Here is a 14,346-nt window from a genome sequence, read left to right as displayed (position 1 = left end):
CACCTTGAGTTCCTCACAGCTTAAACATTCCATTCATACACCGCGTGTCGCTTCCCAACCAGCGTACCGCCATCATTGAAAATCTCATTCGGAACAAGCGCATACAATCTATCGATCGTAGCTTGATCGCTGTAACCGAGGCGCTCCAGAATGGAAGCGATAATGCATGGCCATACTTGCTCGGAGCCATCGGATACTTTAAGCGAGATCGCCAAGCGTTCTTTCCGAAGTCCGATGCCATACACACCCTTGGCGCCGCCCTTGGCTGCCAGGTTGTGGTCCCGGAGCAAGGCGGAGCACACAAACTTCGTGTCTGCAATGATATCCGGATACTCATTCATCAGCTTTGCCATTCTGGCAGCTGCATCCGCCGTCTCTGCGTCCTTGATCAAATCCGGGCAGGCCAGCTTAAGGAAAGCGTATCCGATACGGTCCAGCGGAAGCGCGAAAATGGGAAGCCCACAGCCATCAATGCCTTGCGGAATCGAGGAAACCGGAACTTCGGCAAAATAAGCCAGCGTCTCGATGATCTCTTGCTGAACCGGATGCTCCGGCTTGTAATACGTGCTCTCGTCCCAGCCCATATGCTTACACAAAGCAATCAAGCCGCTGTGCTTACCCGAGCAGTTATGGAAGATCCGCCGCTTGTCCTCATGATCTCGATGGCGCTGCGCCTTGGCATCCTCGTTCAATGGATAAGTTGCGCAGCAGTGTAGCGTTTCTTCCTGAATCCCGGTTTTCTTCAAAATAGATTCCAATGCATCAATGTGGAAACGTTCGCCCCGGTGGGAAGCGGCAAACAAGGCCGTTTCTTCCCCCGTAAGTCCGTACACCTCGTCAATCCGACGTTTCATTACCGGTATTGCTTGGAATGGTTTAGCCGCCGATCTCAGAAAGGTCATATGATGCGGATCACCCGCTGCATAAACCACCTTTCCGTTCTCGTCTACAACGCTGATCGCTCCGTAGTGAATGTTCTCCAGTACGTTTCCGCGATATTCCTCTACCAATGGCACAAATCCCATGATTTTGCTCCCCCGATCTCCAGTTGTATTAATTCAATCGAAAATAACGATCCTGTGCGACAAGTCCCGACCCTATGATGACCCCATGTTCGTGAAGCTCGGAGCGGACAATCGTGAAGGAATCCTGAAGCGGTTCCCAGATATACTGTGAGTAGCACAGGTCGGTGATCTCTTCATATACTTCAGGAAACTTGTCCAGAATCTCACCACTCAATATGACGCTGTCCGGATTGTACATGCTGACGACGTTATTAATCGTAATCGCCATATACGCGAGTGCCCTATCGATTAAATAAGTCGCCCATCGTGTTCCAGCCCGTCTTTCCGCGAACAGTTCCTCAATCGTACGAACAGGCTTAATCTTGCTGGCTTCCGACAACAAGGACGGTATATTGATATAAGTTTGGAGGCAACCGGCTTTTCCGCAGTCACACATCATACCTTCAGGATCAACGGTCGTGTGTCCGATTTCCCCCGCGCTATTGGTCACCCCGCGGTAAATCTCCCCTTCCAGGATCAGCGCTGAGCCTACCCCATTACCGAACCCAAGGAGAACCGTCCGGTTGGAGCCGTATGCCGAGCCTTTAAGCTGCTCTGCCAACGCCTTTACCTTAAGCTCATTGTCTACCACCGCTTGAAGTCCGGTTAATTCCTTGAGCCTCTCGGCAAGCCTCACATTCTTCCAACCAAGCTGTACCGAGAAATTAACCACTCCGGCATCAACATCGATGATGCCCGGCAGTCCCACGCCAATGCCCACCACCCGCCTGCGATCGATATCGCATTCCGCGATGAGTTCCTCAATGGTGTATGCAATTTGGGCCACCGTGGCTTCGGCTGTATCCTCCGATACTCTCGGAAAACTTCCGCTGCACAATACATTTCCCTGAACATCGATGAATCCAATATGGGCTTGATGGCGATCGAGCTCAACGCCAATCGAGATGACCGCCGTATCCAGCAGTCTTATTAAGGAAGACTTTCTTCCGCGTCCCGCCGAGGCTTGTTCTTCCGTCTCGTGAACGTACCCTTCTTCCGTCAGCTCCGATACGATCCGGCTGACCGTTGTCGGACTCATTCCCGTCTGTTTGGCAATAGCTGCTCTTGAAATCGGCTGTTCGTTCTTGATGATTTGGAATACTGTGAGTCTGTTCTGCCGCTTCATAAAGTCTTGATCATGCTTTTTCATGAAGACATCCCCTATTTAATTTCACCAGTAGATTAATTAGATCATTTTTCCAAATAAAACGATCCGAAATCATCAAAAAACCGTGATTATTATCAAATTTATTATTTTTATTCTCCAGTGATATTAATAATAAAACGTGTTTCGTAAATGTGTCAATATATATGACACATTTAAATTAATATTTTTTTGTTTCTGGAAATGTAAGTGTTTCAATCTTTTGCGAAAGAAATTCAATCTCGTACATACATACAGATGACCGCGCTTCGCGCACAACATGACATCAACTTAACACGAAGTCTCCTAAAATGTAGATAACAACGTTGTTCCACCTCATAAATAAAGCCATCTGAGGAAAGAATGATTGGGGCATTCTTCATCTCGGATGGCTTCAAAAGGAAAATTTTATGATTATTTCGAATTATTGAGCGTCTAACTGTGTTCTAATGTATCTTCCGCCCATAACGAATTAAACCACCCGAGAAATAAATTCGAGGTGACCCTCAAATGATCCCGGATGGCTTATGTATAGAGAACACGCATTTTGATTATCATGAAGCAGGTTAACGCTCAATTTTCCGACTAATTATCTTAGCCGCCTTTATTTGTTTACTTGCTCTTAATGTCTAGTCTTCTATCTTTAATTAATCTTTTAATCTCTTATCTCTTTATCTTTAATCTTTTGATCTTTCCCACCAGCGGAGGTTTGAGGATAGCAGATCCTTTGGGAGTCCGTTTCTACCTTACCCATTTCATTCTGGAAACGGACGGACAACAGAGCGGATAGCCTCAAACCGGAGCGAACCAAACCGGAGCGCCCCTACTTGTTTTTGTAATATTCAACTGCTTTATCAAAATAATGCTTCTGGTCTTCCGGCAGATCCTCAAAATAGAAAATGGCCGCAACCGGACAAGCCGCTTCGCAAGCCCCGCAGGAGATACAAATATCGGTATCGATATAGAACTGGTCATCTCCTTCTTCTATGCAATCCACAGGGCAAACGTCAACGCATTCTCCCGCTTTCTCTTCAATACAAGCTGAGCCAATAACGTACATCCGTATTCCACCTTCCTGAGTGTAATAATCTTTCAAACATTCGACTGACTATCATTGCAAAAAGCTCAAACTTCATCAATTCCTTAGTTTTCTATACTTTTTATACTAAAATATATCATAATTATGTGGTTAATCATGCCAATTGTCAATAAACCGCGTGATGATAGCCTCAAAACAGCCATTCCGGTTGACTTATAGAAAGTAAAGACATAAGATGAGACATATTGCTTTTTAACCTTTTTTGTTAAAAAAGAAAGCATTCATCGAGAAACAAGGCGGTGATTATAGTGGATCAAGAAGTCGCATACAGTACTCGCGAGTATATCATGCAAATGTTAAAAATAAATGGTGAACTCAGCACAAAATCCATTACCGAGGCACTGGGCATAACAGGGATGGCCGTTCGGCGCCATCTGGAGAGCTTGAAGAGCGAGGGTTACATCACCTATCGAACCGTGAAACAACCGATGGGAAGACCCGTCTCCTTATATAGTCTTACGGAATCCGCCGAAGATTTTTTCCCTAAGAACTATCATGCACTTGCACTCGATCTGCTGAACGAGCTGCAGGACGAGGCCGGTGATGAAATGATTTCACGGCTCTTCGACAAGCGTAAGGATACATTGCTGAACAAGTACACGCCTACGGTGAAAGCCGATGCGCTCGAAGATCGGGTTGCAGCCCTGGCCCAGGTTCAGAACGACAACGGATATATGGTGGATTACAAAAAAGTCAACGAAGAAGAATATCTCCTCGAAGAACTGAACTGCCCCATATCCCAAGTAGCCAACCGGTACCAACACGCATGCCGCTGTGAGCTTGACCTGTTTCAATCCTTGCTGGAGGCGGATGTGGAACGTACCGAGTGCCTTGCCAAGGGCGACAAAAAATGCGTCTACCGTATTCGAAAACAAACCGAAGCCAAGCAAACATAATATCTGTTATTGCCACTTCAGGCTCCTTCCATACAGGAAGGGGCCTTTTTTGTTATCGTACTTGTCCTATCTTATTCTCTTAAATTGCAAGACATGTATAATTCTTTGAATTATTTCAGCACCAGCAGTCGATCATCCTGATCGGAGGGCACCCCACGGCCATCGGTATTGTTGGTAATGACATAGGTTTTGCCATCATGGACTTTGACGTCTCTTAATCGGCCTTCCCCCTCCAATACCAACTCAAGTGAGGCATTCTCCGGCTGAAATCGGTACAGCTTCTGGCCGCGAAGGGTGGCCACGTACATGTGATCCTCCTCATCAAAAGCGATGCCTGAAGGAGCAATAGCCGTTTCACTGCTGTGGTAGAGCGGGGATTTCATGCCCTCTTGCTGTTCATCCCCGATAATCTCGGGCCAGCCGTAATTGCTGCCAGCCGTGATCTCATTAATCTCATCATGTCCGCCGGGTGTGCCGGACGGTCCATGCTCTGAGCTGTAGAATTCACCTTCGGAATTCCAAGCCAAGCCCTGCGAATTTCGATGCCCTAACGTATATACATAAGAACCTGCGGTCGGATTATCCGTCGGGACCTTGCCGTCCAGCGTCAATCGCAATATTTTGCCTGCAAGGCTCTCCTGGTTTTGCGCAAGCTCTCCTTCACCCGAATCTCCCGTCGTTACGTAGAGCATCCCATCAGGTCCGATCGCAATTCTGCCGCCGTTATGTACGTTAGAGCCGGGAATGCGCTCAAGAAAGACATGCGACTCTGTCCATTGATTCCCCTCCTGCTTTAGAAGGACCAACAACCGGTTCATGACTTTTCCATCCTGATTATAGGTGTGGTAGGCGAAGGCCTTGCCGGAATTTTGAAAATCAGGGGCTAACGCAAAGCCCAGGAATCCGCCTTCTCCTTGATGGGCGACTGGCTTCTCGGTATGTACCGACTGTCTGGTAAAAGTGCCGTCCTTGATCTGAACGATATTTCCTTCCCGCTCGCTAATATAAATCGTATCGCCGTCAAAATCGATAGACCAAGGTGTCCTCAACTGCTCTGCAAGCACTTGATAAGCGGAATCATTTTTTTCCTCCCGATGATCTTCCTGCCTCCCTTCTTCCTTAGAAGGAGAAGACTGTGTACAGGCAGTAATAAGCAGCAAAGCTGCAATTAAAGTTGCCCCAACCACCATTCGTTTCAAAATCCAGCACCTCCCGGGTAATTTTATAGCTCCGGTGTCATCATCTGGATGCCTTGCTCCATGTCCAGCAAGGAACGCAATACAATATCCTCATCGCTAAACGATTCGATCTGGCTGCCTGCTACATAACGGGTCTCATGTCCTCGTCCGGTAATAATGATCCTGTCCTCGTCACCTGCCAATTCCACAGCTCGTTGAATGGCTTCTTTACGATTCAGGATCACCTCCCAATTCCCCGCTTCATGCGAGGTTAAGCCACCCAACATCTCAGCCATAATCTGCTCCGGATCCTCCGAGAACGAATTGTCTGTCGTGAACAATACATAATCCGAATACGAAGCTGCAATGTCCGCCATGAGCGGACGTTTCAAGCGATCTCTTTCGCCCCGGCAGCCCATCACGCATATCATTTTTCCTGAAGTGATTTCTTTGGCGGATTGCAAAGTTGCCTTAAGTCCACCTGGATTATGCGCATAATCCACAACCACGTGAAATCTTCGTCCTGTTTCTATTTCTTGAAATCGTCCATGAACCCCTGCAAATTGATGAAGACTTCTACGGATTTCTTCAAGCGTTACCCCTTCCAGCAAACAAGTGGTCATGGCAGCAAGTGCGTTATACACATTGTGAACACCATGCACCTTCAGACTGAAGTCGCCGTGTCCCCATGGCGTTTCTATATGAAATGTGCAACCTTCACGCTTGTTTTGAATTTGTGTTGCCCGAACATCAGCCTCGTTACGAATGCCATAAGTTACGATCTGTGCGGATGTACGTTTTGCATAATAGGACGATGCTTCTTCATCCGCATTCAGGACGGCCTTCTTCAGCATATCACGGTTACTGTTACCGATCTGGGCGAACAAAAGCTCCTTCGTATTGCGATAGCCCTCCATATTCTGGTGGAAGTCCAGATGATCATGCGTTAAATTCGTAAAGACCACGGTCTGAAAATCGCATCCGCGCACTCTCCCCATATCCAATCCGTGCGAAGACACTTCCAACACGGCATAGGCCCCGCCATGAGTGACCATCGTGTGAAAATAACGCTGCAGTTGGATCGTATCCGGCGTGGTATTCAGCGTCTTCTCCATATGATCTCCGATCTTCATGTAAAGTGTGCCAATAATGCCCGTTTTGCGGTGAGCGTCATTAAGTATTTTTTCTACCATATGGGTTGTCGTTGTCTTGCCGTTCGTCCCGGTAATTCCGATCAGTTTCAACCGCTGCGTGGGATCTTCAAAAAAAGCGTTTGCGAGAATCGGCAGAATTCTTCGGGTATCCGGTACCGTTATACGCGTTACGTTTCCTGGAAGCACTGGCAGCTCCCGCTCAGCTACAATGGCAACTGCGCCGTTGCTTATCGCATGCCGGGCATAATCATGGCCGTCCACGTGAAAGCCCGGGACACAGACAAACAGGCCGCCAGGCCGAATCTCTCTTGAATCTGTATCCAAGTTCGTGATATCCACGGAAGTACTGCCTGTTATGGTCTTAAGTATCAGCTGCTCCGTCAGTGATTTCAGAATCATGTCAGGTTCCTCATCTCGTGATGTAATCAAAATCCCAGGGTAAGTGGCAGTATGATATATAAGATGTAGAATTTACGACGATGTATCGTTTTAACCAGTATTTCTTATTAACCTAACCAAGCAAACGCATTCTGAAACTTAAAAAGGCGGATTCCTTGATGATCAAGCTCGATCGTGCGCACAGGGAGCAGTGCGCACGATGTCTACTAATCCTCCCATATACTGGAACCTTCATTTGGCTCCTGCGTATTTAACATCAAGGGGTTGATCTTATGTTTTTACTAATACTCTATGCTCTGATCATAACGGTCAACGTTCTGATCGTGTTGTTCGGCTTGTATGTCTTCAATCATCCAGATAATGATTGGTTACGAATGTTCAATGGAATTCCTGAGGATGTAGAACAAGATGATATTGATTTATTGAAAATTAAATTCAGGGCTGTAATCGCAATAATAGTCGGTCTGATCATGGGTTCGTTTTCGGTATTGCAGGTCATCGTTACACATATTGGGTAGGGAGGTAAATCATTTGTTTCCAATGCTAGTTGGTGTGATAATGAAATAGACGATCATGACATTTTAAAGGTGCAAGCACTTGGAATTTTAATTCCAACAAATTCATTTGAAATGAGGTAAATATATCATGAGAAAGATTAACTGGCCCGGACGAACCAAGTTAGAAAATTCATCTGGTAACGCCTCTCTGGTTCTGGATGTTATTCTCTATATCCCTCGTTGGATAATGAGGCTTTTTTAGTGGAGGGTATTCGCTCCATCACCTTGTCCGGTTGCAATCGGGAATCACTTAAAGAATGTGATGACTGGAAGCGTTAACCATGTTACGTTTGAAGTAAGCGGTTGCAATACCAATGTTGCCAGATGTTAATGCAGCCTGCCAATAAAGGATGTGTACAGAGGATTCGCTACGCTACTCCATATCTGCTTGAAAGGAGAACCATCGATGGGACCGTTCACTGACGATTTGCTTCAAAATAAAGTCGTATTGATCACGGGAGGCGCCACGGGGCTGGGGCGTGCCATGGGGGAGAAATTCGCCCAGCTTGGCGCCAAACTCGCCATCTGCGGACGCCGTGAGGAAGTTCTGCAGCAAACGGCCGAAGAATTAAGACAGCAGGGCTGTGAGGTATGGTACAAGAGCTGCGATGTACGGGACCCTGCACAGATCTCGGAACTTGTTGAAGCGGCAGAGCAGCATTACGGAGGCATTGATGTGCTTGTCAACAATGCAGCCGGGAATTTTATCAGCCCCACGGAGCGTCTCTCCCCTCGGGCTGTAGATGCCGTGCTGAACATTGTGCTGCACGGCACCTTTTACGCAACCCTTGAAGTCGGCAAACGCTGGATTGAACAGGGCAAAAGCGGAACGATGCTCAACATCGTCACAACATATGCCTCGACAGGCTCTGGCTACGTGGTCCCTTCGGCAGCTGCAAAAGCGGGCGTGCTTGCGCTGACACGGTCCCTCGCGGTGGAATGGGCTCCTTACGGCATCCGTCAGGTAGCGATCGCCCCGGGTCCGTTCCCGACCGAAGGCGCTTGGTCAAGATTATCGCCCACGCCGGAACTGGAACAGAAAATGATTGACCGCATTCCTCTTAGGCGCGTTGGCGATGCAGAGGAACTAGCCAATCTCGCCGCGTATCTCATTTCCGATTATGCCGGTTATATTAATGGTGACGTGATCACCATCGACGGCGGCGAATGGCTGAGGGGTGCGGGGCAATTCAACGACTTGGCGGAAGTGACCCATGAGCAATGGGACCGTCTGGCCGAACTGACACGCAAAGGCAAATAACCTCATATGTAAGAAAAACATCTATCGACGTACTTTTACTACAGCAGACAGACTGCCTTTAGAGGTTTATCGAAATTTTCAGCTTCACTGAAAACTTATACATTCCATAATCTTATAATAGCCCCAAGCCGTGAGCATGTCATAACTGCTCCCGCTTGGGGCTATCCGGTATCCTGTGTTTCCTATGTTATTCGTTAACTCTCATAGGTATCGACCAGCAGGGCATACACGATCCCTGGCCCGTGAACGCCAATCGTAAGATCGTTCTCGATATCGGCGGAACGGCTCGGACCCGAGATGAAGTGGATTCCCGCCGGCAGCTGCTCGCGTCCGGACTGATCGAACTGAACCAGAATCTCGCCTAGTCGGGTAACCATCCGCTCTACGGGGATGATAGCCATCAACACGGTCGGCAGCAGGCTGACGGATCTGCCTTTATGCGGGGCCGATTTCACCGTAATCGAACCGGTATAAGCCGCTGCGTAATCCGCCATGACGACGCCAAAATCGGCTCTGGCCGCTACAGCCCTCCAGTCCGTGTCCGCTGCATCATTCCAGGAGAGAACAAGAGCCTCCGGCAGGCTCTCTTCAAGCCCCAGGCGGTCCAGTGCCTCTTCCTGCTGACGAAGAATCGTAGCCGCGCTCATCTCCTTCGCTTTGTCCCTGATAAACCGGCTGACCTCTTCGCGATGGCTCAGCCTTACCACATGGCCCCCGGCCGCTTCAAAGTTGGCGGTAAACTGTGTAATCCTCTCCTCAAGGGGCCACTCAAATTCATTCCAGAAGTCGGGGGCACCGCGGAAAGGGTGCTCCGGGGCGGTGCGAACCCGTTCTCTCCCCAGCTTCGCGGCGATACCATCCATGAACTGCTCCTGCTTCTTGCGAGACTGTTCTTCAAGTCGGTTCAGCCAGCTGCGATCAGTTTCGTTAGTCATGGGCATTCTCCCCCTTTCCGGACTTCTGCTGCTGAAGCCGCTCCTTCAATCGGTTTGCGATTTCAGGGTCCATCGACCCGGAGGTTCTGCGAATATCCTGCTCCATCTCCGACCATCGGTCACGGAAGGATTCCTTAGGGAGACTCGGCGTTACCCTGTACGAATTCCACCCCTTCAAAGGACCGATCCTCGTTCGGATCTCCCCGCGTCGCACCACCAATTTCTGCCCCCACTTTCCGAGGGATACCACACTACGGTAACGCTTGGCATTCCCCATAATCGCCGAGAAGCCCTTCATTCCCATCGCTTCCAGCTTGTCACCGCGCCCAGCTTCAATCTTCCGGCGGCGCAGGGAAACCAGCATATCATGCAGCGGAATCTTCACGGGGCATGCTTCATAACAGGCCCCGCACAGGCTGGATGCGTTGGCGATATCGTCCCATTCCGCGACATTCTTGTTCAAGGCCGGTGTTAATACGGCACCGATGGGGCCGCTATATGTGCCTCCATAGGCGTGCCCGCCAATATGGCGATATACCGGACAAGCATTCAGGCATGCGCCGCAGCGTATGCAGTTGAGCAGCTCCTGAAATTCGGGGTCGCCGAGCTGGAGAGAACGTCCGTTATCGATGATGATAATATGCATTTCGTCCGGTCCATCGGCATCCAATTCTCTCTTCGGACCACTGATTCCAGACATGTAGACTGTCAGCTTCTGACCCGTCGCCGAGCGCGGCAGCAAGGTAGCCATCACTTCGAGATCCGCCCATGACGGGATAATCCGCTCCATACCCATCAAGGTAATCTGTGTCTTGGGCACCGTCGTCACCATGCGGGCATTGCCCTCATTCTCGAACAATACCATCGAGCCTGTCTCGGCGATCGCAAAATTACAACCCGTCATGCCAATGTCCGCTTCTAGGAATTTCTCGCGCAGCTTCATGCGGACAAAACCCGCCATAATCGCCGTATCGGGCGGCAGCGTTTCGCCTGCCTCTGCGGACAACAGCTCCGCGATCTGATAACGGTTCTTATGGATGGCAGGAATGATGATATGAGATGGCGTTTCATCCGCAAGCTGAATAATATACTCACCGAGATCCGTTTCGACGGCTTCCACCCCGATCGAGTCGAGCGCCTTGTTCAGATGCAGTTCCTCGGACACCATCGATTTTGATTTTACGACGGACTTGGCCGCCTTATGCTCCGCAATCTGCAAGGAGATCGTGACCGCTTCTTCCGCCGTCTCCGCAAAATGGACATGGGCTCCGTTCGCCCTGGCCTGTTCAGCAAACTCATTCAAATAGTAATCCAAGTGCGCAATGGTATGAAGCCGAATTTGGCGTCCCCGTTCCCTCCACGCATCCCAGTTGCCATGTTCCTCCGACGCAAGCTTTTTGCCAAGCCGCAGCCGTTCTGTCGTAAACTTCACCGCATTGCGCAAAAAATCATTATTTAGGGCGTAGCCTGCACGTTCCTTAACTGTCTGCGCTTTCGATTCAGCTGTGCTCATGTACGCTCACCCCCTCATACAGAAGCTCGGCCAAATGTTTGACCTGAACCTTCTCGCCCCGGTGACGCAGATTGCCGGCAATATTCATGAGACAGGCCATATCGAGACCGACAAGCACGGACGCCTCGGTCTCCAGCACATGATCGCTTTTCTCTGTCACCATGGCCCCCGAAATGTCCGCCATTTTCACGGCAAACGTTCCACCGAACCCGCAGCAATCCTCGGCAAAAGGTAAGGGAACAAGCTCCAGCCCCTTGACGTGGCTGAGCAGTTTCATCGGTTGCTCCTTAACGCCGAGCAGGCGGCTTCCGTGACAGGAAGGATGATAGGTTACCTTTTGCGGATAAACGGCGCCTACATCGGTCACGCCCAGCACGTCAACAAGGAATTGCGTAAACTCATAGCATTTGGATTGAAGCGCTTTCGCTTTATCCAGGTATATGGGATCGTCCTTGAACAAATCCGGATAATGATGAATCATATACGTGCAGGAGCCGGAAGGGGACACAACAAAGTCGCTATCGTCAAAAGCGTCCAGAATCGTCTTGGCACTTATGCGTGCATCATCCCAATAACCACTGTTATAGGCCGGTTGGCCGCAGCAAGTCTGGATTTCGGGGAATTCCAGCTGCACGCCGTACCTTGCCAGCAATCTTGCCATCGATTCAGCTACCCGCGGGAACAAGGCGTCGCTGAGACAAGTGACAAACAATGAAATCTTCAACCTCTTCACCCCGCTAATCATCAGGATATGGACCGAGAAATCGGCCTCTAGCAAGAACCCCCCGGACCGGGGGGATTCTATGTGATATGTTATAGCAACTTGCTCCTATACAGATTCGATCTTGATGCCCAATGCTCGATAAGGTGCCGCTTCTTCTTCCTTCAAGCTGCGATCGGTAATGATCAGATTCACTTGGGAGAGATCGGCAACCTGCGCAAAAGCCTGCGTGCCGAATTTGCTGGCATCGGCGAGCAGAATGGTCTCATCCGTCATTCCGATCATTTTATGCTTGATTCTCGCTTGAAGCTCATTGGATTCGCTAAGGCCCCGCTCGATGTGCACACCCTTGCATGACAGAAAGGCTTTATCCACGTAGTATGCATCCAGCGAGCGTTCTGCGAGCGGACCGACAAAGGACAGGGAGCGATGAGCCAGAATGCCGCCTGTGGAGATCACCTGAACCCTCTCCTTGGTGCTCAACTCAGCAGCCACCTTTATCGAATTCGTCAGCACGGTAATCGGAATATCCGGTATGATTTTCGCCATGTACCAAGCCGTAGAGCTTGCATCCAGCAGGATGCGATCATTCGGATGGATTCGCTTGACCGCTTCCTCCGCGATTCGCTGCTTCTCCAGCGCATGCATGATTTCCCGCTCAGCATACGGTATTTCCGGCTGCGACCGCTGAATTTCCGGTTGATCCTTCACGCTAACCGCTCCGCCATGGGAACGGCGCAGGCGCCCTGCCTGTTCCAGCCTGTCAAGATCGCGGCGAATCGTTTCTTCCGTTACACCGCAGAGCTGACTCAGCTCGGAGACTCGGATGCTCCCTCTTTCGTTGACCAACTGTACTATTTTCTCATATCGTTCTGCAACCAGCATCATACCGCCCATCCTTACTGTTTATATATTCTATCGCTTCCCGGTCCGCTGACCGAACACTCCGTAAGCTTCCTCCCATAAGGGAGTTTCCTTCGGCTCATAAGTCTTGACCGGGAAAGACTCTCTAATGACTGCGCGTGCTTCCCATATATCGGATAGCTCGCCTTGCGCGATCCACTGCACGGCCATATTGCCGATAGCACTGCCCTCTGCGGGACCTGCCCAAACGGGCTTCCCTATCGCATTCGCAGTCCACTGACATAATGTTTCATTATGAATGCCACCACCTACCATATGCAAGCCCTGAAATTTTTGCCCGGACAATTCCTCAGTCAACTCCAGCACATAACGGTATTGCATAGCCAGACTCTCCATTATGCAGCGCACAAGAGCACTTATCCCCTGCGGAACGCTCTGGTTCGTGCGGGCCGCATATTCCACTACCCGCTTCGGCATATCACCTGCAGGGAGGAATACAGGATCATCGGGATCAATGAAACAAGCAAATGCTGGCGCCGCATCCGCCATATTAACCAATTCGGGGTAGGAGTACGTTAACCCTTCCCGTCCCCAGGTCCGCTGGCATTCCTGCAGAATCCAAAGTCCCATGATGTTCTTGAGCAGCCGATACGTACCGTACGCTCCTCCCTCATTCGTGAAGTTCAGCTCTCTGGCCCGTTCATGTATGACAGGCTGGTCGACTTCGGTTCCCATCAGCGACCAGGTACCGCAGCTTAAGTAAGCAAATGATCGTTCCAGTGCCGGAACCGCCACAACGGCGGAAGCCGTATCATGCTCTGCAACCGTATAGAGCGGAATGGATGGAATCCCCAGCTCCTCTGTTACGGATGACCTCAAAGCTCCAACAAGCGTACCGGGTTGAACAACAGGATGAAATAACTTAGGAGGGATATTTAATGATTTCAAGAGATGATCATCCCAGCTGGCCGAAAGCGGGTTAAACAGCTGCGTTGTGGTAGCATTCGTAAATTCATTCGCCAGTTCGCCGGTCAAGAAGTATCGCAGCAAATCGGGAATCATAAGAAAACGCTCGGCCTCTTGAAGCAGGTAGGGCTTCTGCCGTTGCAATGAAGCCAGCTGATAGATTGTGTTAAACGAGAGGAACTGAATCCCCGTCCGATCAAAGATCTCGGCAGGCGGCACATCCCGGAAGACCTGTTCCATCACGCCATCCGTACGTGTGTCCCGATAATGATACGGATTCATGAGCAGTTCCCCGCTCCGATCCAGGAGTCCATAATCCACCGCCCAGGTATCAATGCCGATGCTCGACGGCAAATTATGCTGTCCCTTCAACCGGAGCAAGCCCTGCTTCATCTCGTGGTAGATCCGTAATATATCCCATTGGAAACGGTCGCCGATTCGAACCGGATCGTTCGGGAACCGGTGGATTTCCGTTACGTCGATGGTTCGGCCATTCCATTGACCCAGCATAGCCCTGCCACTGCTTGCGCCCAAATCAAATGCAAGAATGCTCAACGCTCCCCAGCCTCCTTGTCAGATCAAAATCAACGATTCG

General features: G+C 49.9%; 12 protein-coding genes. 2 read left to right on the top strand and 10 right to left on the bottom strand.

Annotated elements, in window-relative coordinates; all coding sequences use genetic code 11:
• Positions 1-20: 20 nt before the first annotated feature.
• The 3 genes from AB4124_RS21595 to AB4124_RS21585 form a co-directional block, all read right to left on the bottom strand.
• Positions 21-1,025: an asparaginase gene (locus AB4124_RS21595; protein ID WP_441974114.1), complete on the bottom strand. Its 1,005-nt coding sequence runs from the start codon at positions 1,023-1,025 to the stop codon at positions 21-23.
• Between the two features lie 28 nt (positions 1,026-1,053).
• Complete coding sequence (locus tag AB4124_RS21590; protein WP_430104844.1) at positions 1,054-2,214, bottom strand: ROK family transcriptional regulator; 1,161 nt, start codon at positions 2,212-2,214, stop codon at positions 1,054-1,056.
• 817 nt (positions 2,215-3,031) lie between these two features.
• Complete coding sequence (locus tag AB4124_RS21585) at positions 3,032-3,268, bottom strand: indolepyruvate ferredoxin oxidoreductase subunit alpha (protein WP_015736133.1); 237 nt, start codon at positions 3,266-3,268, stop codon at positions 3,032-3,034.
• A gap of 287 nt (positions 3,269-3,555) precedes the next feature.
• Here AB4124_RS21585 and AB4124_RS21580 point away from each other — a divergent pair, with 287 nt between their 5' ends.
• Complete coding sequence (locus AB4124_RS21580; RefSeq protein ID WP_076322011.1) at positions 3,556-4,203, top strand: helix-turn-helix transcriptional regulator; 648 nt, start codon at positions 3,556-3,558, stop codon at positions 4,201-4,203.
• Positions 4,204-4,313: 110 nt separating this feature from the next.
• On the opposite strand, the gene AB4124_RS21575 is transcribed toward AB4124_RS21580, so the two are convergent.
• Together AB4124_RS21575 and AB4124_RS21570 are read right to left on the bottom strand one after the other, a co-directional pair.
• Positions 4,314-5,393: a PQQ-dependent sugar dehydrogenase gene (locus AB4124_RS21575; RefSeq protein WP_430106701.1), complete on the bottom strand. Its 1,080-nt coding sequence runs from the start codon at positions 5,391-5,393 to the stop codon at positions 4,314-4,316.
• Between the two features lie 32 nt (positions 5,394-5,425).
• The gene (locus AB4124_RS21570; RefSeq protein WP_441974113.1) at positions 5,426-6,934 is read right to left on the bottom strand and encodes a UDP-N-acetylmuramoyl-L-alanyl-D-glutamate--2,6-diaminopimelate ligase; all 1,509 of its coding nucleotides are present in this window, start codon (positions 6,932-6,934) and stop codon (positions 5,426-5,428) included.
• A gap of 963 nt (positions 6,935-7,897) precedes the next feature.
• Here AB4124_RS21570 and AB4124_RS21565 point away from each other — a divergent pair.
• On the top strand, positions 7,898-8,752 hold the full coding sequence (locus tag AB4124_RS21565) for an SDR family oxidoreductase (RefSeq protein WP_441974112.1): 855 nt from the start codon (positions 7,898-7,900) through the stop codon (positions 8,750-8,752).
• A 194-nt stretch (positions 8,753-8,946) separates the two neighbouring features.
• Here AB4124_RS21565 and AB4124_RS21560 read toward each other — a convergent pair whose 3' ends face one another.
• The 5 genes from AB4124_RS21560 to AB4124_RS21540 all read right to left on the bottom strand — a co-directional run bounded on the left by AB4124_RS21560 (position 8,947) and on the right by AB4124_RS21540 (position 14,306).
• A complete protein-coding gene (locus tag AB4124_RS21560) occupies positions 8,947-9,687 on the bottom strand; it encodes a LutC/YkgG family protein (RefSeq protein ID WP_430104852.1) in 741 nt (246 codons plus the stop codon).
• A complete protein-coding gene (locus AB4124_RS21555) occupies positions 9,680-11,200 on the bottom strand; it encodes a LutB/LldF family L-lactate oxidation iron-sulfur protein (protein ID WP_430104854.1) in 1,521 nt (506 codons plus the stop codon). Before AB4124_RS21555 ends, AB4124_RS21560 begins: the two co-directional genes overlap by 8 nt.
• On the bottom strand, positions 11,187-11,924 hold the full coding sequence (locus AB4124_RS21550) for a (Fe-S)-binding protein (RefSeq protein ID WP_339290641.1): 738 nt from the start codon (positions 11,922-11,924) through the stop codon (positions 11,187-11,189). Before AB4124_RS21550 ends, AB4124_RS21555 begins: the two co-directional genes overlap by 14 nt.
• 105 nt (positions 11,925-12,029) lie before the next feature.
• Complete coding sequence (locus AB4124_RS21545) at positions 12,030-12,806, bottom strand: DeoR/GlpR family DNA-binding transcription regulator (protein WP_076322195.1); 777 nt, start codon at positions 12,804-12,806, stop codon at positions 12,030-12,032.
• A 30-nt stretch (positions 12,807-12,836) separates the two neighbouring features.
• Positions 12,837-14,306 carry a rhamnulokinase gene (locus AB4124_RS21540; protein ID WP_441974111.1) on the bottom strand — a complete coding sequence of 490 codons (1,470 nt, stop codon included), beginning with the start codon at positions 14,304-14,306 and terminating at the stop codon, positions 12,837-12,839.
• Positions 14,307-14,346: the final 40 nt, after the last annotated feature.

This window comes from Paenibacillus sp. 2KB_20, assembly GCF_052115765.1.
Lineage (GTDB): Bacteria > Bacillota > Bacilli > Paenibacillales > Paenibacillaceae > Paenibacillus_AQ.
Note: the sequence above shows the minus strand (reverse complement) of the source record. Positions and strands in the feature narration are given on the sequence as shown.